Source organism: Saccharopolyspora sp. NFXS83 (assembly GCF_026241095.1).
Taxonomy (GTDB): domain Bacteria; phylum Actinomycetota; class Actinomycetes; order Mycobacteriales; family Pseudonocardiaceae; genus Saccharopolyspora_C.
Genome location: NZ_JAPFGB010000009.1, coordinates 132,750 through 152,911 on the forward strand (window position 1 = coordinate 132,750; position 20,162 = coordinate 152,911).

Sequence of the window (20,162 nt, forward strand, 5' to 3'; positions counted from 1 at the left end):
GTTGGCAGGGTTAGTTCAAATCTGAAGCAACAAGGGGTGGTCAGGATGCAGTTCGGGGTCTTCACCGTCGGCGACGTCACGCCCGACCCGACGACCGGTCGCACGCCCACCGAGGCCGAGCGGATCAAGGCGACGGTCGCCATCGCGCGCAAGGCCGAGGAAGTCGGCATGGACGTGTTCGCGACCGGCGAGCACCACAACCCGCCGTTCATCCCGTCCTCGCCGACGACGATGCTCGGCTACATCGCGGCGCAGACCGAGCGGCTGATCCTGTCCACGTCGACGACGCTGATCACGACCAACGACCCGGTCAAGATCGCCGAGGACTACGCGATGCTGCAACACCTGGCCGACGGCCGGGTGGACCTGGTGCTGGGGCGCGGCAACCAGGGACCGGTGTACCCGTGGTTCGGCCAGGACATCCGCCAGGGCATCCCGCTGGCGATCGAGAACTACGCGCTGCTGCACCGCTTGTGGCGCGAGGACGTCGTGGACTGGCAGGGCCGGTTCCGCACGCCGCTGCAGGGCTTCACCTCCACACCGCGACCGCTGGACGGGGTGCCGCCGTTCGTGTGGCACGGCTCGATCCGCAGCCCGGAGATCGCCGAGCAGGCCGCCTACTACGGTGACGGCTTCTTCCACAACCACATCTTCTGGCCCGCCGAGCACACCCGCCGCATGGTCGAGCTGTACCGGAACCGGTTCGAGCACTACGGCCACGGCAAGGCCGACCGGGCGATCGTCGGGCTGGGCGGGCAGACGTTCATCCGGCACAACTCCCAGGACGCGATCAAGGAGTTCCGGCCCTACTTCGACAACGCGCCGGTCTACGGCGGCGGTCCGTCGCTGGAGGACTTCGCGGCCCAGACGCCGCTGACGGTCGGCAGCCCGCAGCAGGTCATCGACCGGACGCTGGGCTTCCGCGAGTACGTCGGCGACTACCAGCGCCAGCTGTTCCTGCTCGACCACGCGGGCCTGCCGCTCAAGACCGTGCTCGAACAGCTCGACCTGCTCGGCGAAGAGGTCATCCCGGTGCTGCGCGAGGAACTCGACGCCCGCAAGCCGGAGCACGTGCCCGACGCGCCCACCCACGACTCCCTCCGGGCGCAGCAGGACGAGGAGGAGAAGTCGGCATGACCCGCATCCTCGCGATCTCCGCAGGGCTGTCGCAGCCGTCGAGCACCCGGATGCTCGCCGACCGGCTGGTCACGGCCACCGGTGCCGAGCTGGGCGACGACGCCACGATCGACGTGGTCGAGCTCCGCGACCTAGCCCACGACGTCACCGACAACCTGCTGACCGGCTTCGCCAACCCGCGCCTGCGGGAAGTGCTCGACCGGCTCGACGCCGCCGACGGGCTCATCCTGGTGAGCCCGACGTTCACCGCCTCCTACAGCGGGCTGTTCAAGTCCTTCATGGACGTCGTCGACCCCGCGTCGATGGCCGACAAGCCGGTGCTGGTCGCCGCGACCGGCGGCACCGAGCGGCATTCGCTGGTGCTCGACCACGCGCTGCGCCCGCTGCTGGCGTACCTGCGGGCGCGGGTCGTGCCCACCGCGGTGTACGCCGCCAGCGGTGATTGGGGCGGCGACGCCGACCTCAACCGGCGCATCGCCCGCGCCGCCGGTGAGCTCGCCGACGTCGTGCGGGGCCGACCGGCCGAGCCGAAGGCCGACCCGTTCACCGATCCGACGCCGTTCGCCGAACTACTCCGAGAAACCGCGACGCAGCGAGGGATGCCATGACCGACGAGAACACCGAAGTGGCGGTCGCCCGGTCGACCGACCGGGACCGCTACGACGTCACCGCCGCCGGATCGCTGGCGGGGTTCACCGAGTTCGTCGACCAGGGCGAGCAGCGGATCTTCTTCCACACCGAGATCGGCGAGGAGTTCGGCGGACGCGGGCTGGGCGGCACGCTCGTCGGCCGCGCGCTGGCCGACACCCGCGAGGCGGGCCTGCGCGTCGTGCCGGTGTGCCCGTTCGTCGCGAAGTACCTCAAGAACCACCACGAGTTCGACGACCTCGTCGACGCGGTCACGCCGAACGCGCTGGCCGCGGTGCGCGAACGGACGAGGTGATCTCGTCGTGCCGGAGCAGGTCTTCATCGACAAGCGGACCCCGACGGTGTTCAAGGCGATGAACGCGACCGCGGCCGAGGTGACCGCCCAAGCGCGGGACCTCGGCTTGGAGCGGGTGTTGCTGGAACTGGTCAACATTCGCGCCTCGCAGCTCAACGGGTGCGCGTTCTGCCTGGACCTGCACACCCGCCGCGCGCTCGAAGCGGGCGAGACGACCCAGCGGCTGGCCGTGCTGCCGGGCTGGCGCGACACCGACCTGTTCACCGCGCGCGAGCGGGCGGCGCTGGAGCTGGCCGAGGCGGTGACGCTGGTCGCCGACCGGCATCCCGGCGAGGCCGGCCGGGCGCGGGCGCGCGAGGCCCTCAGCGACGACGAGATCTCGCTGGTGATCTGGGCTGCCATCGCCATCAACGCCTTCAACCGGGTGTCCATCCTGTCAGGCCACCCGGTCCGGCGGCGCAACGACACCCGCGCCGAGTAGACGCCGCGTGACGAGGCCGAGGTTCGCCTCGGCCTCGTCGGCTACGTCCCGGTCCGGTCGCCGCGCAGCTTCGCCCGGACGGCCGTGACCAGCGCCGAGCTGGCTGTCAGGTCGGCTGCGCGGGGCCGGTGATGTCAGATTCGATCTGGGGCACGAGATCGCCGAAAACCCGTTGCAGTCGTTCCTTGGTCTGTTGAACAAACCAGGACTTCAAGGGATCCACGCAGTGCTCGACCACTGCCGGGTGCCGAGGCGGAGATTTGCACATCAGCACCGCCAGCGTGCGCAATGCCGGTAGTAGCGCCTTGGCGTCGCTGAGCAGCGTCAACCCGAGCGCGCCGGTAAGCCGCTTCCACACCTGCCGCACGCAGGCTGCCACGACCTTTCCCTGGATCTTGGTGAGCCCGTTCGCGCTGCGCGATTCGGTGATCTTCTTCGCCACTTGGTCCGGCACCGAGTCGAGTACGCGGTTCGACTCCGCGATCACCACGACCAGCGCCACGAGCAGTTCGCACCAGAAGTGGTCCGCCATGGCCCGACGAGTCGCGGGCAGCAGCGGTCCCAGGTCCTTCTCGACGGCGTTGAGGACCTCCCCGAGCATGTTTCCGAGCGCCTCGACCTGCTGGGCCTCCGTGGTGGCGCTGGCCAGAGCGCGGTCCGTGACCGCCGGATCGAGCTCGGGATCGGAGCGGTCGGAAGGGGCGTTTCGCACTTCGTCCGGCCGCTGCGGACTCGTTTCGCCGGGGTCGTCAGGCTTGCGGGACGTCCTGGGCGGGGAGCCGAACTGCGCGCTCGATTCCGAGATGTTCCCTCGGCCGCGGGGGCGCAGCTGCTTCCGGAACCAGGTGATCAGGTCGAACCGGGCTGAATCAACGGCTGCTTTCTTGTGCGGGAGAGTGGCTTTCGGCCGCTTCTGCTTCTTCGAGTCCTGGTTGTCGCACTGCTCCTTCCATCTGCGGTCGACGTCTCGCTCGAAGTCGCGCAGCTCCCGTGGTGTTCCGTCCCTGATCAGTCGGAAATCTCCCACCCAGCCGTGCTTCGTTCCGGTGCAGTGGCCGCACTCGCACCTATCTCTAGTGGCTGTTTCGCAGTTCTCAGGATGCTTGCGATCCGGTGCCAACTTCTCCCCCGAACGAACTCGACGGTAGCTCGTCGAATGGTTCAGGTCGCGGGTGGTCGGCTCGTACCGCTGCTCCAGCGAAACTCGTTGTGTGATCGATTTCGAGAAGTGCGGGATTCGTCCAAGGCCGTTCGAGTTGTTCTCCGGCAGTGGTGGATCTCGCCGGATGCGGGAAGTGCGTCCGGCTGCTCCGATTGAGGGACGTCGAGCTCAACTTGATCCACCAGCGGATTGAGGATCAGTCGCGGCCTGGCGCGTTCTTCGCGTGTTGATGTCCGACCTGCTGGCCCCTCACGTCTACTCCGCTGATCGGCTGCCCAGCGAGAAGGTGGCGGAGAGAGCGGCCTCCACCGTGGTTCGGCCGCCGCTTCTGCTCAACCCGCCAGGGGGTGCTCCCGGCCGAGCATCTTCGCGGCGTCGCGGGCCGTCCGGCCCCCGCGTCGAGGTCGGCACCCGCTTCGCGCAGCAACGCGACCGACCTGCTCGGGTGTAAGTCCGCCATCGCTCACGAGTTCTCCCGGTCTGCAAAGGGAAAACCCCATCCCGGCGAGGCCGGCCGGGCGCGGGCGCGCGAGGCCCTCAGCGACGACGAGATCTCGCTGGTGATCTGGGCTGCCATCGCCATCAACGCCTTCAACCGGGTGTCCATCCTGTCGGGCCACCCGGTCCGGCGGCGCAACGACACCCGCGCCGAGTAGGGCGCCGCCTACGGCGAGGCCGCGGTCCGCCTCCGCCTCGCAGGCTACGTTCCGGACCGGTCGCTGCCGAGCTTCGACCGGATGGCCGTGACCAGCGCCGAACTCGTCGCCGCGTCGACCCGGCCGCTGGTCGTGGCGTGGAGGGTGACGTCGGGGATCGCGGGCAGGCACAGGGTGGGCCGCAGGCCGTCCGGTGGTGGCCCCATCAGCGGCAGCGGGGTGATCCCGACGCCGTTGCGCGCGGTGGTCAGGACAGTGGTGAGGTCGGAGCACTCCTTGACGATCCGGTGTTCGCGGTCCCGCAGCGACGCCAGCGCTTGGTGCCGCAGCGCGCACGGCGGGTCGAACAGCACGATCCGGTCGGTGGGAGCGTCGTCGGTGCCGAACCACCGCAGCGGCAGCGTAGCGACCTCCACGCTCTTGCGGGCTGGGCGGGTCAGCATGAGCGCGATGTCGGCCCGCTCGTCGTGGACGAGCTCCCGGACGTGCTCGCTGCGGGTCAGCCGCAGCCGGATCCGGCGGCCCGGGAAGTGGGAGTCGAGCAGCGAGACGACGGCGGGCATCAAGAACTCCGCGGCGTGCTCGGTGGCAGCGACCAGCAGCTCGTCGGAGTCGTTCGGCGCCAGCGCGCGGACGGCGTCGTCGTGCTGCTGCAGGATCTCCCGCGCCCGCACCACGAGTTCCTCGCCGTCGCTGGTCAAGCCGATGCCCCGGCCGTGCGGGGCGACGAGGCGGCGGCCGAGCTCCCGCTCCAGCTTGCGGATGTGCCCGGACACCGCCGACCGCGACAGGTGCAGCGCTTCGCCGGCTTGGCGGACGCCGGAGAACGCGGCGACGGCCACGAAGCTCCGCAGCGCGACGATGTCGAGGGTGGCCACCACCGCAGTGTCCCAGAGACCGTTCACGAATCATGAACGGTCTTGGTGTTCCGGTGGTGCGTCGGTGAGCGTGGGGCCATGTCCGAACGAGCCCTCCCGCCCCGGCTGGCCATCCCCACCGTCGTCCTCTACGCCGCCGGGTACCCGATCGGGGCAGCCTCGGTCGCGGTGATGTCGCCGTTCCTCATCATCCTGCTGAGGTTCGCCGCTTCGGCGCTGCTGCTGTGGGGCGTCGTCGCGGTCCGGCGCACGCCGCTGCCCGACCGGCGCTCGATGGGGCACGCGATGGTCGCCGGGCTCATGACGCAGGGCGTCCAGTTCCTGGGGTTGTACTGGGCGTTGGACCACGGGGTGCCGTCCGGGCTCGGGTCCTTGCTGATCGCGCTCAACCCGGTCGTGACCGCCGGGTTGATGGCGCTCGTGCTGAGCCATCGCGAGTCGCGGCGAGGTGTTCTCGCCCTGGTCCTCGCCACCGCCGCGGTCGCGCTCGCCTGCGCGCCGAAGATCGTGCAGGACCACGGCGTCGGCCCGGCGATCGGCGTCGGCGTCCTGGCCATGCTCGGGTTGTCGGCCGGGGGCGTCTACCAAGGCCGGTACTGCGCGAACATGGATCCGTGGCTGGTCACGGCCCTGGGCCTCACGGCTTCAACGCCGGTGGCGGGCGTGCTGGCGGTGACCTCGCCGATGACCACCTCGGACCTGCCCCGCGCGCTCGCCCTGGTCTCCGTGATGGTCGTGTTCAGCTCGATCGGCGCGATGACGCTGTACTCGGCGTGCATCCGGCAGGCGGGCGCGCGGGCGGCGTCGATCCTGTTCGCGGTCATCCCCGCCGCCGCCAGCGTGATGGGGTGGGCGGTGCTCGGCGAGGAGCTCTCGGCGATGACGATCGGCGGCCTGGCCCTGGGAGCGGCGGCCTGCCTCTTGCAAGCACGTGCGAGCAGGTCCGCGGTGAGCGAGGAAGCGGCGGAGCCTTCGCCTTCCCGCTGAGGTCCAGCGGCGACGGGCCGAGCTCGCCTCAGTCGGCGAGCAGGTGCTGCCGTCCGAACATCGCCGCTGCGGCGCGGGCGGTGGGCGTGCCCGCGTCGAGGTCGGCGCCTGCTTCGCGCAGCACCGCGACCACGTCGTCGGCGCCCTTGAACAGCGCGCCCGCGATGGGGGACTGGTCGCGGGCGTTGCGCAGGTCGGGGTCGGCGCCCTGGTCGAGCAGCGCGCGGACCGTCGCCGCGTGACCGTGGTAGGCGGCGAGCATGAGCAGCGTGTTCGCGTCCGAGTCCGTCACGTCCACGGGCAGCCCGTGGCCGACGAACTCGATCAGCTGCTCGGTGTCGCCCTCCCTGGCCAGGTCCATGGCGATCGCCACGACGCGTTCGACCTGTTCGGGCGTGAGTCCGCCATCGCTCATGACTTCTCCTGGTCTGCGAAGGGAAATCCCCGGTGCGGCACGCGAAATCGCGCGCCGCACCGGGGAATCATCGAGGCTCCGCCGTCAGCGGATGCCTCAGAGCTCGCCGTCCGCCAGGGCCTTGATGGCCTTGCGGACGCCTTCGCCGTAGGCCGGGTCGGCCTGGGTGCAGTTGTGGATGTGGCGCTCGATGGTGGCCTGGGAGGCACCGTCGATGGCCCGCGCGGTGTTCGCGAAGAGCACCTGCTGCTGCTCGGGCGACATGTTCCGGAACAGGTTTCCGGGCTGCTCGAAGTAGTTGGCGTCGTCCTCGCGGTAGTTGAACCGGTCGGCGACACCGCCCACGGCCTGCTGCGGCTCGCGGTAGGCGGGCTGCTCCTGCCAGCGGCCGTAGGAGTTCGGCTCGATCGCCGGAGTGGCTCCCTGGTTGCCGTCGACGCGCATCGCGCCGTCGCGGTGGAAGGAGTTCACCGGGTTCTTCGGCGCGTTGACCGGGATCTGGTGGTGGTTCACGCCGAGGCGGTAGCGCTGCGCGTCACCGTAGGAGAACAGCCGGCCCTGCAGCATCTTGTCCGGCGAGTAGCTGATGCCGGGCACCAGGTTGCTCGGCGCGAACGCGGCCTGCTCCACGTCGGCGTGGTAGTTCTCGGGGTTGCGGTTGAGCTCCCACTCGCCGACCTCGATCAGCGGGTAGTCCTTCTTCGACCACACCTTGGTGAGGTCGAAGGGGTGGAAGCGGTAGTCCTCGGCGTCGGACTCCGGCATGACCTGCACGTACAGCTTCCACTTGGGGAAGTCGCCGTTCTCGATCGAGTCGAACAGGTCGCGCTGGTGCGACTCGCGGTCCTTGCCGACCAGGGCCTCGGCCTCGGCGTCGGTGAGGTTCTTGATGCCCTGCTGGGTGCGGTGGTGGAACTTCACCCAGAACCGCTCGCCCTCGGCGTTGATCAGGCTGTAGGTGTGCGAGCCGAAACCGTGCATGTGGCGGTACGACGCGGGGATGCCGCGGTCCGACATGACGATCGTGACCTGGTGCAGCGCCTCGGGGAGGTTCGTCCAGAAGTCCCAGTTGTTCTCCGCGTCGCGCATGTTGGTGCGCGGGTCGCGCTTGACCGCGTGGTTGAGGTCGGGGAACTTCAGCGGGTCGCGGAAGAAGAACACCGGGGTGTTGTTGCCGACGAGGTCCCAGTTGCCTTCGTCGGTGTAGAACTTCAGCGCGAAGCCGCGGATGTCGCGCTCGGCGTCGGCCGCGCCGCGCTCACCGGCGACGGTCGAGAAGCGGGCGAACATCTCGGTCTTCTTGCCGACCTCGGAGAAGATGCTGGCCGCGGTGTAGCGGGTGATGTCGTTGGTCACCGTGAAGGTGCCGAACGCGCCCGATCCCTTGGCGTGCATCCGGCGCTCGGGGATGACCTCGCGGTCGAAGTGGGCCAGCTTCTCCAGGAACCACAGGTCCTGCAGCAGCATCGGGCCGCGAGCGCCCGCGGTCATCGAGTTCTGGTTGTCCGTGACCGGTGCGCCGGCCGCGGTCGTCAACGGCTTCTGGTTGTTCTCGGGCAAAATTCGCTCCTGTTCGGGATCATTCGTCGCGTGCGAGGCAGGCCGGGCACCTTCCCCAGAAGGTCACCTCGGCCTCGTCGAGGTCGAAACCCCACGAGTCCTGGACGTCGAGGCACGGGGCCTCGCCGACCGCACTGCTGACGTCGGTGATGGCGCCACAGGCGCGGCACACCAAGTGGTGGTGGTGATCGCCCACGCGGGTCTCGAACCGGGCGGGCGAGCCCGCCGGTTCGATGCGACGGACCAAGCCCGCTTCGGTGAGCGCGCGCAGCACGTCGTACACCGCCTGGGTCGACACCGAACCCAGGTTGCGGCGAACGGCCGTCGCGATGGTGTCGGTGTCCGAGTGGGGGTTGTCCGCGACCATCGCCAACACCGCGACCCGCGGGCGCGTCACCCGCAGCTCGGCTCCCCGCAGGAGGGAGGTGGCGTCGATGGCCGGCATGGCACGAGCCAAGCAGCTTTTCTGGAATTAGTCAAATTTAGGCGGGGTGTGGCGTGGCGCGCCGGACCCCTCGCGGCGAGAGGTCGCAGCCGCGGCCGAGGGGCCTCGTTTTCGCAGATCATAGCGACAGGGGAAGGTCGTCTCGGTGTCGTCTCCGGGCGGCGACCGGTGTCACCGATCGTTCGCCGCGCGTCCACCGAACGGGGGCTCGACCTCCGGCTCAGCGGTTCAGGTAGGCGGTGCGGGTCCACAGGTGGAACACCCCGTAAGCCCGGTACGGCGACCACCCGTGCGCGCGGTCGCGGGCCTCGGTCGCGGTGGCCGCTCCGAGAGCGCGCCGCAGGACCAGATCACCGGCCGGGCACGCGTCCCGATCGCCGAAGGCGCGCAACGCCAGGTAGTCCACCGTCCACGGCCCGACACCGGGCAGTGCCAGCAGCGCGCGCCGCTGCCGCTCGACGTCGCCGTCCGGGCGCAGCGCCAAGCCGTCGGCGAACGCCTCCGCGAGCGCGTGCAGCGTTCGCGCCCGAGCCCCCGTGATGCCGACGGCGGCGCGGAGCTCGTCGACCGCGACCCCCGCCAGCGCGTCCGGCGCGGGGAACTCGACCAGCCCGCACTGCCGCGGCGTGCCGTAGGCGGTGAGCAGCCTGGACGTGAAGGTGCGGGCGGCGGCGAGGCTGACCTGCTGGCCGAGCACCGTGCTCAGGGCCGCCTCGAACCCGTCCGCGTAGCCGACGATCAGCAGTCCCGGCCGGGCTCGGACCAGCGGGCGCAGCACCGGGTCGGCGGCGAGGACGGCGTCGATCCGCTCCACGTCGGCGTCCAGGTCCAGCCACCGCCGCGTGATCGCCATCGCCGCCGCCTCGTCCTCGGCGCCCGCGAAGTCGGCGGTGAGCTCCACGTGGTCACCGGTGAGCTGCGCGGTGACCCTGGTGGAGCCGCCGGGCAGCCGCAGCAGCCGGGTGACGGTCCGGGCGTCCCGGTCGACCTGCTCGACGTCGCGCACGGCGTGCGCCGCGAGCGCGGCCATCGCGGGCTCCACCGCGAACGGGCCGCCCGCGGCGAGCCGCAGCGCGGTCATGGCCGCTGCCAGATCCCGGAGCAACCGCGGCGGTGGCTGCCGACCAGGTGGGTGTCGACGACGCCGACGGCCTCCATCAGCGCGAACATCGTGGTCGGCCCGACGAACCGGAAACCCTTGCGGCGCAACGCCTTCGACAGCGCCACCGACTCCGGTGAGGTGGTCGGGACCTCGGCGGGGGTGCGCGGGTGCGGCGTCGTCTCCGGCTGGAACGACCACACGAACGCGTCCAGGCCGCCCTCCTCGCGCAGGTCCACGGTGGCGCGGGCGTTGGTGATCGCGGCGCGGATCTTGGCCTGGTTGCGCACGATTCCCGCATTCGCGAGCAGCCGGGCCACGTCGTCCTCGGTGTAGGCGGCCACCGCGTCCGGGTCGAAGTGGTGGAACGCCTCCCGGAAAGCGGGGCGCTTGCGCAGGATCGTCGCCCACGACAACCCCGCCTGGAACCCTTCCAGCGAAACCCGCTCGAACATCGGCTGCTCGCCGCGCACCGGCATGCCCCACTCGGTGTCGTAGTACTCCCGCAGCAGCGGATCGCGCGCCGCCCACGGCGGGCGGGCCAAGCCGTCCGCGCCGATGATCACACCGTTGTCCGTGGGCTCGTCGATGGGACTCACGTCCTCCATGATCCGGGGTCAGCCCAAGCCGGTGACCCGCAGGGTGATGTTGATGCGCCCGCCGCTCAAGCCGGTGTCCGGGTTCGCGGTGCCGGGGCGGACGGCGGGCACGCCGTGGAACGCCAACCGCGACGGGCCGCCGAAGACGAACAGGTCACCGGAGCCCAGTTCCACATCGGTGTAGGGCTGCCCGCGCGATTCCGGATTGCCGAAGCGGAACACGCAGGTGTCGCCGATGCTCAACGACACCACCGGTTCCCGAGACCGCTCGTCCTTGTCCTGGTGCATGCCCATCTTCGCGCGCTCGTCGTAGAAGTTGATCAGTGCGGTGTCGGGGCGGTAGCCGGTCGCGTCGTCCGGATCCCCGGCGGCGGCCAGCGCTTCGCGGCCGAGCTCGCCGAGCCACTCCGGGAACGGGGCCACCCGCGTCCCGTCCACGTCGTCGGCGGTGCGGCTGTAGGCGTACGGGTACCAGTGCCAGCCCAAGCACACCGTGCGCACCGACATCCGGTGCCCGCTGGGCAGCCGCGCCGCCCGCATCGGAACCGGACCGCGCGCCCAGCCCCGGCAGGCGTCCACCAACTCCCGCTGCCGCCCGACGTCCAGCCACCCCGGCACGTGGACCGCGCCCGGGGCGACGACCCGCGGCGGCAGGTGGAACAGCGGGGAACTCATCGGGCCTCCTCCTCCCCGGGCGGTTCACGGCGTTGCGCCGTCGACGGTACCCACCGCACCGGCCGCGACCGGTTCGTCCGCTCGGCGGCCTCCTTCCACTGCCGGAACCGCTCGGGCAGGCACACCGCGCACGGCCGATACCCCGCTGCGCGCGCGGTCGCCGCATCGGCGAAGAACACCCGGTGCCGCACGTAGCCACCGCGGGCGAGGGCGCGCAGCGCCGTCCGGCAATCCAGCCGCCCGTAGATCCGCCCCCGCCGATGCCCGCCCACCGCCCCCGCAACCGCGCTCCGGTACGGCACCCCGTCCGGCCCCAGCAGCACGTACACCCCGGCCACCACCCGCACTCCTCCCGCTGCGAGGACGGCATCGGAGTGAACGGACCGTTCGTCCCACAGGACTGGACGAACGGTCCGTTCACTCCGGTCTCAGCCGCCCGCCGACGATCGAGCGACGCTCTCGGGCCCGGCCCCGGCTTCCGAACGGGATCGGGTGAACGGACCGTTCGTCCGATCTCGTTGGGCGAACGGTCCGTTCACCCGCATCTCACCGCCCGGTCGCGCCGCCACGTGAGGTAGACGTCCGGGCGGAGTGGAACGTGAGGTGCGCGCGGACGGCTGGCGAACCAGCCCCTGCCGAGCGGAAACGTCCGATGCGGACCACGGCTGCCGGAGTCCCGGAGCGGTGGTGGTGCCCGGTCGGGCCGTCGAAGCCGCTCGGCCATGCCGAGGAACACGGTGCGTGTTCGCTCCAGTACCTTTCGTGCTGATCTCGGGTGCTCGCCGGTGTCGGGCGAGGTCCGGTGCAGTCGTCTTCTGGGGAGAGCGGTTTTGGGAACACTCGTCGCGCTGATGGGAATCACGGGGCTGGGCGTGATGATCTGGGCGATCGTGGTCGGGGTGCGCCGCCGTGGGCAATGGGACGGCGCGGTCCGGCGGGGCTTCTGGTGGCGATTCGGGAGCGGCTACGCGGCGATGTTCCTGGCGCTGCTCCTGGACCCGACGGAACAGAACGCCAGCACCGGTTTCCTGATGCTCACGGGCATCGGGCTGATCATCTGGGCGGGAGCCTTCGCGGTCCGGCACCCGCGCGGGTGGGACAGGGCGATCATGCGCGGGTTCGCGCTGCGGCTGGGGCCGGGGGTGGTCGTGTTCCTCGTGGCGGTCGCGCTGACGTCGCCGTCCGGCTCGACGACCCAGGTGGCCGCGGACTCGGAACCGCAACCCCCGGCGAGCGCCCCTTCCGCGAGCGCTCCTCCGTTGAACGGGCCGCCGACGACCGCGTCGCCCGCGAACGCGTTCGCGCCCGCCGGGGTGCCGGTGGGCGCCCAGCGGGCGGTGGTCGTGAGCGTCGACTCCGGCGACTCGATGCGGCTCACCCCGGTCGGCGCGGGTCCGCTGCGCGAATCCGCACCGGTGCACGCCAGGTTGCTGCACATCCGGGCGCTGGGGCCGGATCCCTGCTCCGGTGACGAATCCGCGCGGCGCCTGCGGCAACTCGCGCCCGTCGGCACGATCGTCTGGGTGCGGCCCGATCAGGAGCCGCGGGACGAGAAAGGGCGCGACCTGCTCTACGTTTGGAACGACACCGGCGCTTTCGCCAACGTCGAGATGGTCGCGGGCGGGTTCGCCGAGGCCGAGTACGCGGCGCCGAATTCGGTGCACTGGGCGGAGATCTCCGCCGCGGGCGAGCAGGCCAGGACGGTGGGTGCGGGAGTGCGGGGCCGGTGCCGCCAAGCCGAGCCACCGCCGGAGACCTCCTCGGCGGAGCCCGGCCCGCAGCCGAACCCGCAGCCTCGGCCGCAGCCGAACCCGGTGCACCCGACCCCCTCGGAGGACGACGACGAGGAAGACGGTGGTGGGGCCGCCTACTACAAGAACTGCACGGCGGCGAAAGCTGCGGGCGCGGCGCCCTTGCACCGGGGCGATCCGGGATACGGCTCGCACCTCGACAGGGACGGCGACGGAGTCGCCTGCGAGAGCTGACCGTGCTGGGGCTCGTTCTGCTGTGGTGCCCGGGTGGTGGTCGCCTCGCTCGCGTGGTCGCGGCTCAGCGGTTTCGCCGCTGGCGAGGCGTTGGCCTTGCCTGCTGGGATGCGCGGCGTGTCCTGCGGGCTCATGAGTGCAGGTGGGTGCGCTGGCCGTCGTGGTCGAGGATGGTGAGGATCTCTGCCGGGCCGCCGTGGGCGCCGAAGGCGTGCGGGGTCATCGTGGAGAACTGAGCGGCCTGGCCGGTTTCGACGAGGATGGTGCGTTCGCCGAGCACCAGCAGCACCGTTCCGGACAGCACGGTGAACCAGTCCTTGCCGGGGTGCACGCCGAGCTTCCCGGAGCCGGGCGCCGGTGCCGGTTTGGTGAGGCGCATCTTGGCGACCGTCATCCCGTGCGGGCCGGAATCCTTGCTGAGCAGCCAGGTCGTGGCGCCCCGGTTCTCGTCGTGCACGGGCCGGATCACCACGTCCTCATCGGTCGCCGATTCGACGAGCTGGTCGAGCGTCGTGCCCAGCGCGCGGGCCAGCGGCGCGAGCTGGTCGAGGCTGATGCGCCGGTGCCCGGTTTCGATGCGGCTGAGCGTGGAGGTGCTCAGGTAGCAGCGCGTGGCCAGCTCGTCGAGCGACAGGCCGCGGGCCGCGCGCAGGCTCTTGATCCGCTGGCGGACCAGGGCGTCGAGATCTCCGTCTTGCTTCATGCGCAAAAGATTATGCCATCGAAGCAACGCGCGGCTAGCTTGGAGGCATGGCACACCACGAACACCAGCACTCCACCGAAGCCGACGAGTCGACGCAGCTCGCGCTGCTCGACCTCGATGCGGAAGTCCTGCACGAACACCTCTCCGAGATCACCGCCTCGCTGCGGAGGTTGGCCGAACCGCCCGTCCGCCGCGTCCTCGACCTCGGCAGCGGATCCGGCACGGGCACCTTCACCCTGCTCGACGGCTTCGAGGAGGCCACGGCGATCGCGGTGGACGCTTCCGCTCCGATGCTCGAGCACCTGTCCGAGCAGGCCGCCGCGCGAGGCGCGAGCGATCGGGTCAGCACCGTTCAAGCAGACCTCGACGAATCGTTCCCGCGGCTCGACGGCCCCGTCGACCTGGTGTGGGCCTCCGCGTCGATGCACCACCTGGCCGATCCCGCTCGAGTCCTGTCCGAGGTCTTCGCCGCCGTGCGCCCGGGCGGGCTGCTCGCGGTGGCGGAACTGGAGGGCTTCCCGCGATTCCTGCCCGACGACCTCGGCTTCGGCCGGCCCGGCTTCGAAGAGCGCTGCCACGAACTGCTCGCCGCGAAGCGCGCCGAACACCTCCCGCACATCAGCGGCGACTGGGGGAAGCTGCTGGCCGAAGCCGGTTTCACCGTGGCGGCGGACCGGACCTTCGACATCCACCTGCCCGCGCCGGTCTCCGCCGCCACCGCCCGCTACGCCGAGGTCTCGCTGCGCCGCATGCAGCCGTTCCTCGCCGCCCGCCTCGACGCCGACGACGTGGCCACCCTCGACACCCTCCTCGCCGACGGCCCCGGCGGAGTCCTCCACCGCGACGACCTCACGGTCCGCACCACCCGCACCTTCCTGGCAGCCACCCGACCGTGAGCCCGCGGCGACTCGGTGACGGCTGCTGTCAGGGCCGAGGCAGGTAGGTGGCGACCTCGGCGGTTGCGTCGAGCATCGAGTCGCTGAGGTGCCCGGAGGCAGTCTCGGCTTCCGCGATCACCATCGTGCTCTTGGTCGGCCGGGAGTCGTAGTGCCAGCCGGTGAACTCGACACCGCCCAAACCGAGCGCTGAGCCTGCGAGGGGGGTGACGTCCCCGGTTCCGTGGACATCGATCAGATTGCGGAACTCCCGCGATTGACTCCGGGTGCCCATGGTCACCCAGACCACGGACACGACAGCGATGCTCCCGTTGCCGTCGACGACGCCGAACAGGACCCGATCCATCGATCGGCACGGTGTCCGCAGGAAGTACTTGCGAACTTGGCCGAAAGAGCGTGACGCGCATTCGACGGCGTGCTCGCCCTGCCGCTTCAACTGACGCAATCCCATGCGGCGCCACGCTTCCTCCGGCTGCCCCTTGCGGGCGGCTTTCTTGCCGTCCGCTTTCCTGGCGCTCACATTGCGTGCCGCGGCGGGGTCGGTCGCACCGGTGGGAGCGGTGCCGCTGAGTGCGGCCGAGCCACCACCACCTGCGGCGACCATCGCTCCGGCGAGAACGAAGGCCGCCACGGCTGGGCCACCTTTGTTCGCCGGATCCGAACCGCCACCGGCACCACCGATTCGTCGTTTCATTCCCTGCCTTCCAGGCGAAGATCGAGGTGGAGATGCTGGCCGGTGGTTGCCGGCAGCCGCAGGAAGAACCAACGAAATTGCCCGAACAGCCTAATGTCTTCCGTCGTCTGAGTGTTCTTGAGAGCCCTCCCGAATCAGACCCGACCTGATCCACCAACGCCCGTTCCGGACCACCCGGCCTCGACGAAGCGATGTGGAGTGAGCGGACCGTTCGTCCGATCTCGTTGGTCGAACGGTCCGTTCACTCGAATCCCGTCGTCGCGGGAGGCCGGGGTCGGTGTGCCGGGAAACGAGGAGGCTTCGGGTTGCTTCGGGGTGGGGAACCGCACTCGGGGGCATCCTCGGCGGCCGAGGGGCGTCTTGAGGGGTGAGAAGCGAGTCGAGCTTGGAGGACGACATGACCACGAAATTCCGCCGCATCGCCGCAGCCACCGCCGTCGCGGGCGCCGCGTTCGGTATCACCGCGCTGACCGCGGACCCGGCCGTGGCGAACCCCAGCGACGCGCTGTGCACGAGCGCGGACGTCAACGTCGCGGTGACGAAGGACCCCGAGCACGCCGCAGGGCACGAGGCGTTCCTCATCGACTACACCGCCGCGAGCCCGACCACGAACTGCAAGCTCCAGGGCGTCCCGGCCGGGGTGAGCTTCCACGCCGGCGAGGCCCCGATCCCTGGCGTGACGGTGAACCCGGAGCGCACCCCCGCCGCGCCGGTGAACCTGACCGCGTCGAAGCCCGCGTTCTCGCGGATCGTGCAGCAGACCGGGGCGCCGGCGAACCCGACCGTGCCGACTTCCGTCGAGTTCGACCTGCGGAACGGGCACGTGACCGCCGCGTGGCCGACCGGAGAGTCGATCAAGGGCGACGTGCTGACCGCGACGCCGATCGCGCAGCGCTGAGGCAGCCGCCACCGGGGGTGGCCGCGCGCGGAGCGGGCCACCCCGGCGCTCACCACGAGCTCGATGCCGGACCGGCTGCCTGGACGCGATCCCGGACGGACCCAGCTGGGCGCCCGGCGATGTCGTGGGGTGAACGGACCGTTCGTCCGATCCGACTGGACGAACGGTCCGTTCACCTCATTCCACCGCTGCGGCGAGCACACGATCGGGGAGTGGGGCGCGATCGTCCCGGGCGGATGTGACGCGCCGCGAACGTCGGCGGCGCCCGTCGCTCAGTCACCGGGCGGGGATCAGTCCGGCGCGCGGCGTGCACGCCGCCTGCCGAGGAAGCGCACGAAACCGGCGCCCAAGTTGCACAAGATCAGCGCCATCCCGGCCCAGGGAAGCAGCAGCATCAAGATCCGGATCACGCCGACCGCGGCACCGGCCACCGCCCCGTCCTGGACGTGTTCGCCGAGCTCGCGGCCGTGGTCGACCAGCGCCTTGCCCAGGCCCGGCAGGACGTGCGGGGCGAGGATGAGGAAAGCGATGATCCAGTAGGCGAGGCAGGGGATCACCAGCACGACCCAGGCGGTGATCACCCGCCGCGCCCACGGCTTGAGTTCACGCAGCCGAGGATGCGGTTCCCGTCCCGGCAGCAGACTGCGCAGGACCGGGCCCATCCGGTCGAACAGGTCCGGCACGCCGACCAGGTCGCTCAGGATGTAGTAGCCGTCGAGGCGGATGGACGGCAGGAACTGCCACACGGTCGTCGCCTGCCACGCCACCACCGACGCGAGCAGCCACGGGGCGCCGGTCCGCAGGTAGACCACGATCATGACCAGCATGGCCAGCGCGTTGAAGTAGATCCCGCCGAGGTCGGTGCGCAACCTCCCCGCCCGGTCGAGCCGGTAGGAGTCGGTCACGGTGCTGTACATGGCGGGCCACACCAGGTAGATGCCCACTCCCATGGCTCCGGGGCGAGCGCCGCCGTAACGGCAGGCCGCGACGTGACCGCACTCGTGGAACACGCCGGCCACGACCAGCAGGCCCAGCACCAGCAGGATCTGTTCGGGCCGGTTGATCAGCGCGTGCGCGCTGGCGAGGACGCCTTCGACCCCGCCGTGCACCGCCAGCCAGATGTCGGCCAGCGCGAAACCGGCCACCCCGAGAACCACCACCGGCGGCCAGAACAGGGGTTGGAACACGCGGGCGATGACCGCGACGACGTGCTCCGGTACCAATGCGACCCGGAACTTCAGCGCCAGCAACCGATCCCGAGCCTTCGGGGCGGCACGGCGAGCACCGTCGGCAGCCGGACCGTCCGCCACCAACCCGGCCTGGGACAGCCGGTTCTCCACGAGGTAGGACACCTGGTCCGCGGTGATGTCACGTCCGCATCGGCCGCTGAGTTCGACCGCCACCTGCGCATAGGTCCGCTGCCCGTCCAGGACGGAGGCGAGGGAGTAGAGCAGCGGGGTGAGCTGCAGGATCTGGTCGTCCGGGCGGCGGACCAGGTACGGGGGTTCGCGGTACCCCGAACCTTGGTACCGGCCGATCAGCTCGGTGCCCGCGACCAGTGGCGGTGCGGCGAGGTGCGCGATCTCCCCGTCGGCCGGGGGATTTCCCGGCGCGGGAGTGGTGTCCATTCGTCCCCCAAGTGATCTTTCGAGCACCGCGACTGATTGACGCCTCCCCCGAAAGTTCCCAGCGGCGGGCCGACGATCCTGTCGCCGACCCGCCGCGGGCGTGCGAACGCGGGTTACTGCGGATTGACGTTTCCGCCGCCGTCGCCACCGAAGCCGTCCCCACCGATGCCGTCCCCACCGATGCCGTCTCCACCGTCGCCACCGTCGCCGCCATCGCCGCCGGCACCGCCGTCGCCTCCGTTGCCTCCGTTGCCACCGCCTTGGCCGCCGCCGGTGCCGCCGCCGGTGCCGCCGTCGCCCCCGGTGACGTCCCCGGTCGTGACCTCGTCGTCGTGCTCGTGCACTTCCGCGCCGCCCTCGGGTTCCCCGTAGACGACGGTCACGTCGCTGCCGCCCACCGTCGGGAACGAGATCGTCGTCATGACGGAGCGGGCGGGCAGGAACTCCACTCGCTGGTCCGACACCTCTGCGGAACTCAGCGGTCGAAGATCTTCAAGCATCGGTTGAACTCCTCTCGCGGTAATGCGGGAACAAGCGGATCAAGAGCGGAACGTGCCCGGTTCTGCTGCGGCGGACCGCTCTTGGCAGATCGACCAGGACGTTATGAGCGCCGGACCCCGTGCGCAGGCTGGTTCACTCCCCCCGGCTGTTCCCGCATTTCCGCTCGCGGCGCTAGTGCGCACGTGCTAGCGCCGCACCGCTCACGGCGGTTCCGGGAGCACCTTCGCCGCTGGTCGGAAGCATCGGGTGGCGCGCCCGAATCGGCGTGCCACCCGCTTTCGGCGCCGGGCCGCCGAGGCGCGCTCACCGACCTCGACGTGCCCGATCGTCAGGAATTTCGCCGTTCCCGGTCGGCGTAGCCGACGTAGCCGCCGAATCCGCCGCCGCCGCCGATGCCGCCGATGTCCTCGATCCCGCGTAGGCCCGCCAAGCCGGAAAGGCCCGCGGTGCTGCCGACTCCTCGGCCGTCGCCGCCCGAGCCACCGTTGCCGCCGCTCCCGCCGGTCCCGGTGGTGATCCGGACCGTGCCGTTGCGGGGGATGCCGCCGGTGCTCGGGAGCCCGCCGTCGCCACCGGTGCCCCCTGTGCCGCCGTCGCCCTCCCGGTCGAAGGGCTCGCCGCCGCCCTGCGCGCGGGGGCCCTCGTAGCCTTCGCCGCCCGCACCGCCGGTACCGCCCTCGCCGCCCGCGCCACCTCGCAGTTCGACGACGTCGTCGCCGGTGCTGATGATGGAGCCGGAGGATCCGTTGCCCGCGCCGGCGCGGCTGTTCGCACGCAGGTGGCCGCCGCCTCCGTTGCCGCCGCTCCCGCCGTTCCCGCTGCGGCTGGTGGACGTGCCGTCCCCGCCTTGGCCGCCAGTGCCACCGATCCCGTTGTCCCCGCCGGTGACCGTGATCAGGTTGGCGCCGTCCCCGCTGTGGATGCGGCCGAGGTTGCCGTCGCCGCCCTGCCCGCCGTCGCCTCCGTCGCCGCCGCGGGAGTCGGCGGGGTCGGCGCTGCCCGGACCTCCGTCGCCGCCTTCGCCGCCGTCCCCGCCCCGGCCACCGGTCACGGTGATCTCGTCGTCGCCGGTGCCCCCGTTGACCACGCCGGTTTCGGTGATCCCCGCGCCACCGCTGCCACCGCTGCCGCCTCTGCCCGCGCTGCCACCGGCTCTCGTCCCGGTGTGGTCGCCGGAGGCTGCGCGCTTGCTGCCGTCGGCGTCGGTGCCGGACTTGCCGTCACGGGCCTTGCCGCCGCCGAGGAAGCCGTTGCCGCCCTTGCCGCCGTTGCCGCCCTTCCGGCCGGTGATGATGACGGTGTCGTCACCGCCTCCTGCGTTGACGGTGCCCGCGACGGCCCCGTTCAACACGATCCGGTCGTCGCCGGGAGTGCCTTCGAGGATTTGTCCCGCCGGCACCCCGCGCCCGCAGGTGATGTCGTCGCCCGATCCGTTGAACTGCCGGGTGCACGAGGGCGGCGCCGCGTCGGCGACGGGAACCGGAGTAAGCCCGAAGGCAACGGCGAACATGCCCGCTCCGGGCAGCACCAGCAAGCGGCGCAACGCCTTCCCGGTTCCAGGCGAGTCGCCGCCGGGGCGTGCGGTCGCCGTGTTCGGACTTTCGGGGAAGCGGCCCCTGCACCGTCGATGGATCATCGGCACGACTGGCTCCTCGCTCAATGGTGGATCTTGACAAGTCGAACAGTGGAGGAGCCTAGAACCGGAGTCCTGGATTCCGGCGGAATCGAAAGCGTGATGTCGGGTTTCGTTCTTCGTGTTCATCCGGTCGGCTGAAAGGCTGATCAACAGCGTCCGCTGCGGACGGTTTTCCGGAGGTGCT

General features: G+C 70.9%; 23 protein-coding genes. 9 read left to right on the plus strand and 14 right to left on the minus strand.

The window, feature by feature from the left end; translation table 11 throughout:
- Window positions 1-45 precede the first annotated feature (45 nt).
- The 4 genes from OOZ19_RS12535 to OOZ19_RS12550 are packed head-to-tail and all read left to right on the plus strand — an operon-like array spanning window position 46 to window position 2,561.
- Entirely contained in the window at window positions 46-1,137 is a 1,092-nt protein-coding gene (locus OOZ19_RS12535; protein ID WP_266090267.1) for an LLM class flavin-dependent oxidoreductase, read from the plus strand.
- Complete coding sequence (locus OOZ19_RS12540; RefSeq protein WP_266090268.1) at window positions 1,134-1,745, plus strand: FMN reductase; 612 nt, start codon at window positions 1,134-1,136, stop codon at window positions 1,743-1,745. Before OOZ19_RS12535 ends, OOZ19_RS12540 begins: the two co-directional genes overlap by 4 nt.
- Window positions 1,742-2,080: a GNAT family N-acetyltransferase gene (locus OOZ19_RS12545; protein WP_266090269.1), complete on the plus strand. Its 339-nt coding sequence runs from the start codon at window positions 1,742-1,744 to the stop codon at window positions 2,078-2,080. The genes OOZ19_RS12540 and OOZ19_RS12545 overlap by 4 nt, the downstream gene beginning before the upstream one ends.
- Before the next feature lie 7 nt (window positions 2,081-2,087).
- On the plus strand, window positions 2,088-2,561 hold the full coding sequence (locus OOZ19_RS12550) for a carboxymuconolactone decarboxylase family protein (protein WP_266090270.1): 474 nt from the start codon (window positions 2,088-2,090) through the stop codon (window positions 2,559-2,561).
- 106 nt (window positions 2,562-2,667) lie between these two features.
- Here the strand turns inward: OOZ19_RS12550 and OOZ19_RS12555 are convergent, their stop codons facing one another.
- A complete protein-coding gene (locus OOZ19_RS12555) occupies window positions 2,668-3,273 on the minus strand; it encodes a hypothetical protein (RefSeq protein ID WP_266090271.1) in 606 nt (201 codons plus the stop codon).
- Between the two features lie 797 nt (window positions 3,274-4,070).
- Here OOZ19_RS12555 and OOZ19_RS12560 point away from each other — a divergent pair.
- The gene (locus tag OOZ19_RS12560) at window positions 4,071-4,379 is read left to right on the plus strand and encodes a carboxymuconolactone decarboxylase family protein (protein WP_266090272.1); all 309 of its coding nucleotides are present in this window, start codon (window positions 4,071-4,073) and stop codon (window positions 4,377-4,379) included.
- A gap of 44 nt (window positions 4,380-4,423) precedes the next feature.
- Here OOZ19_RS12560 and OOZ19_RS12565 read toward each other — a convergent pair whose 3' ends face one another.
- Entirely contained in the window at window positions 4,424-5,257 is an 834-nt protein-coding gene (locus tag OOZ19_RS12565) for a LysR family transcriptional regulator (protein ID WP_266090273.1), read from the minus strand.
- A gap of 78 nt (window positions 5,258-5,335) precedes the next feature.
- Between OOZ19_RS12565 and OOZ19_RS12570 the strand changes: the two genes are divergently transcribed.
- Window positions 5,336-6,244 (plus strand): DMT family transporter, encoded by a 909-nt coding sequence (locus tag OOZ19_RS12570; protein WP_266090274.1) that lies wholly within the window; start codon window positions 5,336-5,338, stop codon window positions 6,242-6,244.
- A gap of 28 nt (window positions 6,245-6,272) precedes the next feature.
- Here OOZ19_RS12570 and OOZ19_RS12575 read toward each other — a convergent pair whose 3' ends face one another.
- The 7 genes from OOZ19_RS12575 to OOZ19_RS12605 all read right to left on the minus strand — a co-directional run bounded on the left by OOZ19_RS12575 (window position 6,273) and on the right by OOZ19_RS12605 (window position 11,378).
- Window positions 6,273-6,659 carry an ankyrin repeat domain-containing protein gene (locus OOZ19_RS12575; protein WP_266090275.1) on the minus strand — a complete coding sequence of 129 codons (387 nt, stop codon included), beginning with the start codon at window positions 6,657-6,659 and terminating at the stop codon, window positions 6,273-6,275.
- Window positions 6,660-6,755: 96 nt separating this feature from the next.
- Entirely contained in the window at window positions 6,756-8,219 is a 1,464-nt protein-coding gene (locus tag OOZ19_RS12580) for a catalase (RefSeq protein WP_266090276.1), read from the minus strand.
- A 19-nt stretch (window positions 8,220-8,238) separates the two neighbouring features.
- Window positions 8,239-8,664: a Fur family transcriptional regulator gene (locus tag OOZ19_RS12585; protein ID WP_266090277.1), complete on the minus strand. Its 426-nt coding sequence runs from the start codon at window positions 8,662-8,664 to the stop codon at window positions 8,239-8,241.
- 220 nt (window positions 8,665-8,884) lie between these two features.
- Window positions 8,885-9,745: a DNA-3-methyladenine glycosylase family protein gene (locus OOZ19_RS12590; protein ID WP_266090278.1), complete on the minus strand. Its 861-nt coding sequence runs from the start codon at window positions 9,743-9,745 to the stop codon at window positions 8,885-8,887.
- Window positions 9,742-10,362 carry a DNA-3-methyladenine glycosylase I gene (locus OOZ19_RS12595; RefSeq protein WP_266090279.1) on the minus strand — a complete coding sequence of 207 codons (621 nt, stop codon included), beginning with the start codon at window positions 10,360-10,362 and terminating at the stop codon, window positions 9,742-9,744. Before OOZ19_RS12595 ends, OOZ19_RS12590 begins: the two co-directional genes overlap by 4 nt.
- Before the next feature lie 18 nt (window positions 10,363-10,380).
- On the minus strand, window positions 10,381-11,037 hold the full coding sequence (locus OOZ19_RS12600) for an alpha-ketoglutarate-dependent dioxygenase AlkB family protein (protein ID WP_266090280.1): 657 nt from the start codon (window positions 11,035-11,037) through the stop codon (window positions 10,381-10,383).
- On the minus strand, window positions 11,034-11,378 hold the full coding sequence (locus OOZ19_RS12605; protein WP_266090281.1) for an Ada metal-binding domain-containing protein: 345 nt from the start codon (window positions 11,376-11,378) through the stop codon (window positions 11,034-11,036). The genes OOZ19_RS12600 and OOZ19_RS12605 overlap by 4 nt, the downstream gene beginning before the upstream one ends.
- A gap of 510 nt (window positions 11,379-11,888) precedes the next feature.
- On the opposite strand from OOZ19_RS12605, the gene OOZ19_RS12610 reads away from it, so the two are divergent.
- A complete protein-coding gene (locus OOZ19_RS12610; RefSeq protein WP_266090282.1) occupies window positions 11,889-13,022 on the plus strand; it encodes an excalibur calcium-binding domain-containing protein in 1,134 nt (377 codons plus the stop codon).
- A 130-nt stretch (window positions 13,023-13,152) separates the two neighbouring features.
- Here OOZ19_RS12610 and OOZ19_RS12615 read toward each other — a convergent pair whose 3' ends face one another.
- Complete coding sequence (locus tag OOZ19_RS12615; RefSeq protein ID WP_266090283.1) at window positions 13,153-13,725, minus strand: helix-turn-helix domain-containing protein; 573 nt, start codon at window positions 13,723-13,725, stop codon at window positions 13,153-13,155.
- 47 nt (window positions 13,726-13,772) lie between these two features.
- Here OOZ19_RS12615 and OOZ19_RS12620 point away from each other — a divergent pair, with 47 nt between their 5' ends.
- Entirely contained in the window at window positions 13,773-14,621 is an 849-nt protein-coding gene (locus OOZ19_RS12620; protein ID WP_266090284.1) for a class I SAM-dependent methyltransferase, read from the plus strand.
- Window positions 14,622-14,649: 28 nt separating this feature from the next.
- Here OOZ19_RS12620 and OOZ19_RS12625 read toward each other — a convergent pair whose 3' ends face one another.
- Entirely contained in the window at window positions 14,650-15,252 is a 603-nt protein-coding gene (locus OOZ19_RS12625) for a hypothetical protein (RefSeq protein ID WP_266090285.1), read from the minus strand.
- A 460-nt stretch (window positions 15,253-15,712) separates the two neighbouring features.
- On the opposite strand from OOZ19_RS12625, the gene OOZ19_RS12630 reads away from it, so the two are divergent.
- Window positions 15,713-16,213 (plus strand): DUF4232 domain-containing protein, encoded by a 501-nt coding sequence (locus OOZ19_RS12630; protein WP_266090286.1) that lies wholly within the window; start codon window positions 15,713-15,715, stop codon window positions 16,211-16,213.
- A 290-nt stretch (window positions 16,214-16,503) separates the two neighbouring features.
- On the opposite strand, the gene OOZ19_RS12635 is transcribed toward OOZ19_RS12630, so the two are convergent.
- From OOZ19_RS12635 to OOZ19_RS12645, 3 genes are all read right to left on the minus strand, one after another.
- The gene (locus tag OOZ19_RS12635) at window positions 16,504-17,841 is read right to left on the minus strand and encodes a hypothetical protein (protein WP_266090287.1); all 1,338 of its coding nucleotides are present in this window, start codon (window positions 17,839-17,841) and stop codon (window positions 16,504-16,506) included.
- A gap of 113 nt (window positions 17,842-17,954) precedes the next feature.
- On the minus strand, window positions 17,955-18,341 hold the full coding sequence (locus OOZ19_RS12640; protein WP_266090288.1) for a hypothetical protein: 387 nt from the start codon (window positions 18,339-18,341) through the stop codon (window positions 17,955-17,957).
- Window positions 18,342-18,670: 329 nt separating this feature from the next.
- A complete protein-coding gene (locus OOZ19_RS12645; RefSeq protein ID WP_266090289.1) occupies window positions 18,671-19,978 on the minus strand; it encodes a hypothetical protein in 1,308 nt (435 codons plus the stop codon).
- Window positions 19,979-20,162: the final 184 nt, after the last annotated feature.

What these genes read in the sequence shown, in the direction of transcription:
- OOZ19_RS12535 (WP_266090267.1), top strand. Translation starts at nt 46, where the DNA reads ATGCAGTTCGGGGTCTTCACCGTCGGCGACGTCACGCCCGACCCGACG.
- OOZ19_RS12540 (WP_266090268.1), top strand. Translation starts at nt 1,134, where the DNA reads ATGACCCGCATCCTCGCGATCTCCGCAGGGCTGTCGCAGCCGTCGAGC.
- OOZ19_RS12545 (WP_266090269.1), top strand. Translation starts at nt 1,742, where the DNA reads ATGACCGACGAGAACACCGAAGTGGCGGTCGCCCGGTCGACCGACCGG.
- OOZ19_RS12570 (WP_266090274.1), top strand. Translation starts at nt 5,336, where the DNA reads ATGTCCGAACGAGCCCTCCCGCCCCGGCTGGCCATCCCCACCGTCGTC.
- OOZ19_RS12575 (WP_266090275.1), bottom strand. Translation starts at nt 6,659, where the DNA reads ATGAGCGATGGCGGACTCACGCCCGAACAGGTCGAACGCGTCGTGGCG.
- OOZ19_RS12585 (WP_266090277.1), bottom strand. Translation starts at nt 8,664, where the DNA reads ATGCCGGCCATCGACGCCACCTCCCTCCTGCGGGGAGCCGAGCTGCGG.
- OOZ19_RS12590 (WP_266090278.1), bottom strand. Translation starts at nt 9,745, where the DNA reads ATGACCGCGCTGCGGCTCGCCGCGGGCGGCCCGTTCGCGGTGGAGCCC.
- OOZ19_RS12600 (WP_266090280.1), bottom strand. Translation starts at nt 11,037, where the DNA reads ATGAGTTCCCCGCTGTTCCACCTGCCGCCGCGGGTCGTCGCCCCGGGC.
- OOZ19_RS12610 (WP_266090282.1), top strand. Translation starts at nt 11,889, where the DNA reads ATGGGAATCACGGGGCTGGGCGTGATGATCTGGGCGATCGTGGTCGGG.
- OOZ19_RS12615 (WP_266090283.1), bottom strand. Translation starts at nt 13,725, where the DNA reads ATGAAGCAAGACGGAGATCTCGACGCCCTGGTCCGCCAGCGGATCAAG.
- OOZ19_RS12620 (WP_266090284.1), top strand. Translation starts at nt 13,773, where the DNA reads ATGGCACACCACGAACACCAGCACTCCACCGAAGCCGACGAGTCGACG.
- OOZ19_RS12630 (WP_266090286.1), top strand. Translation starts at nt 15,713, where the DNA reads ATGACCACGAAATTCCGCCGCATCGCCGCAGCCACCGCCGTCGCGGGC.
- OOZ19_RS12635 (WP_266090287.1), bottom strand. Translation starts at nt 17,841, where the DNA reads ATGGACACCACTCCCGCGCCGGGAAATCCCCCGGCCGACGGGGAGATC.
- OOZ19_RS12640 (WP_266090288.1), bottom strand. Translation starts at nt 18,341, where the DNA reads ATGCTTGAAGATCTTCGACCGCTGAGTTCCGCAGAGGTGTCGGACCAG.
- OOZ19_RS12645 (WP_266090289.1), bottom strand. Translation starts at nt 19,978, where the DNA reads ATGATCCATCGACGGTGCAGGGGCCGCTTCCCCGAAAGTCCGAACACG.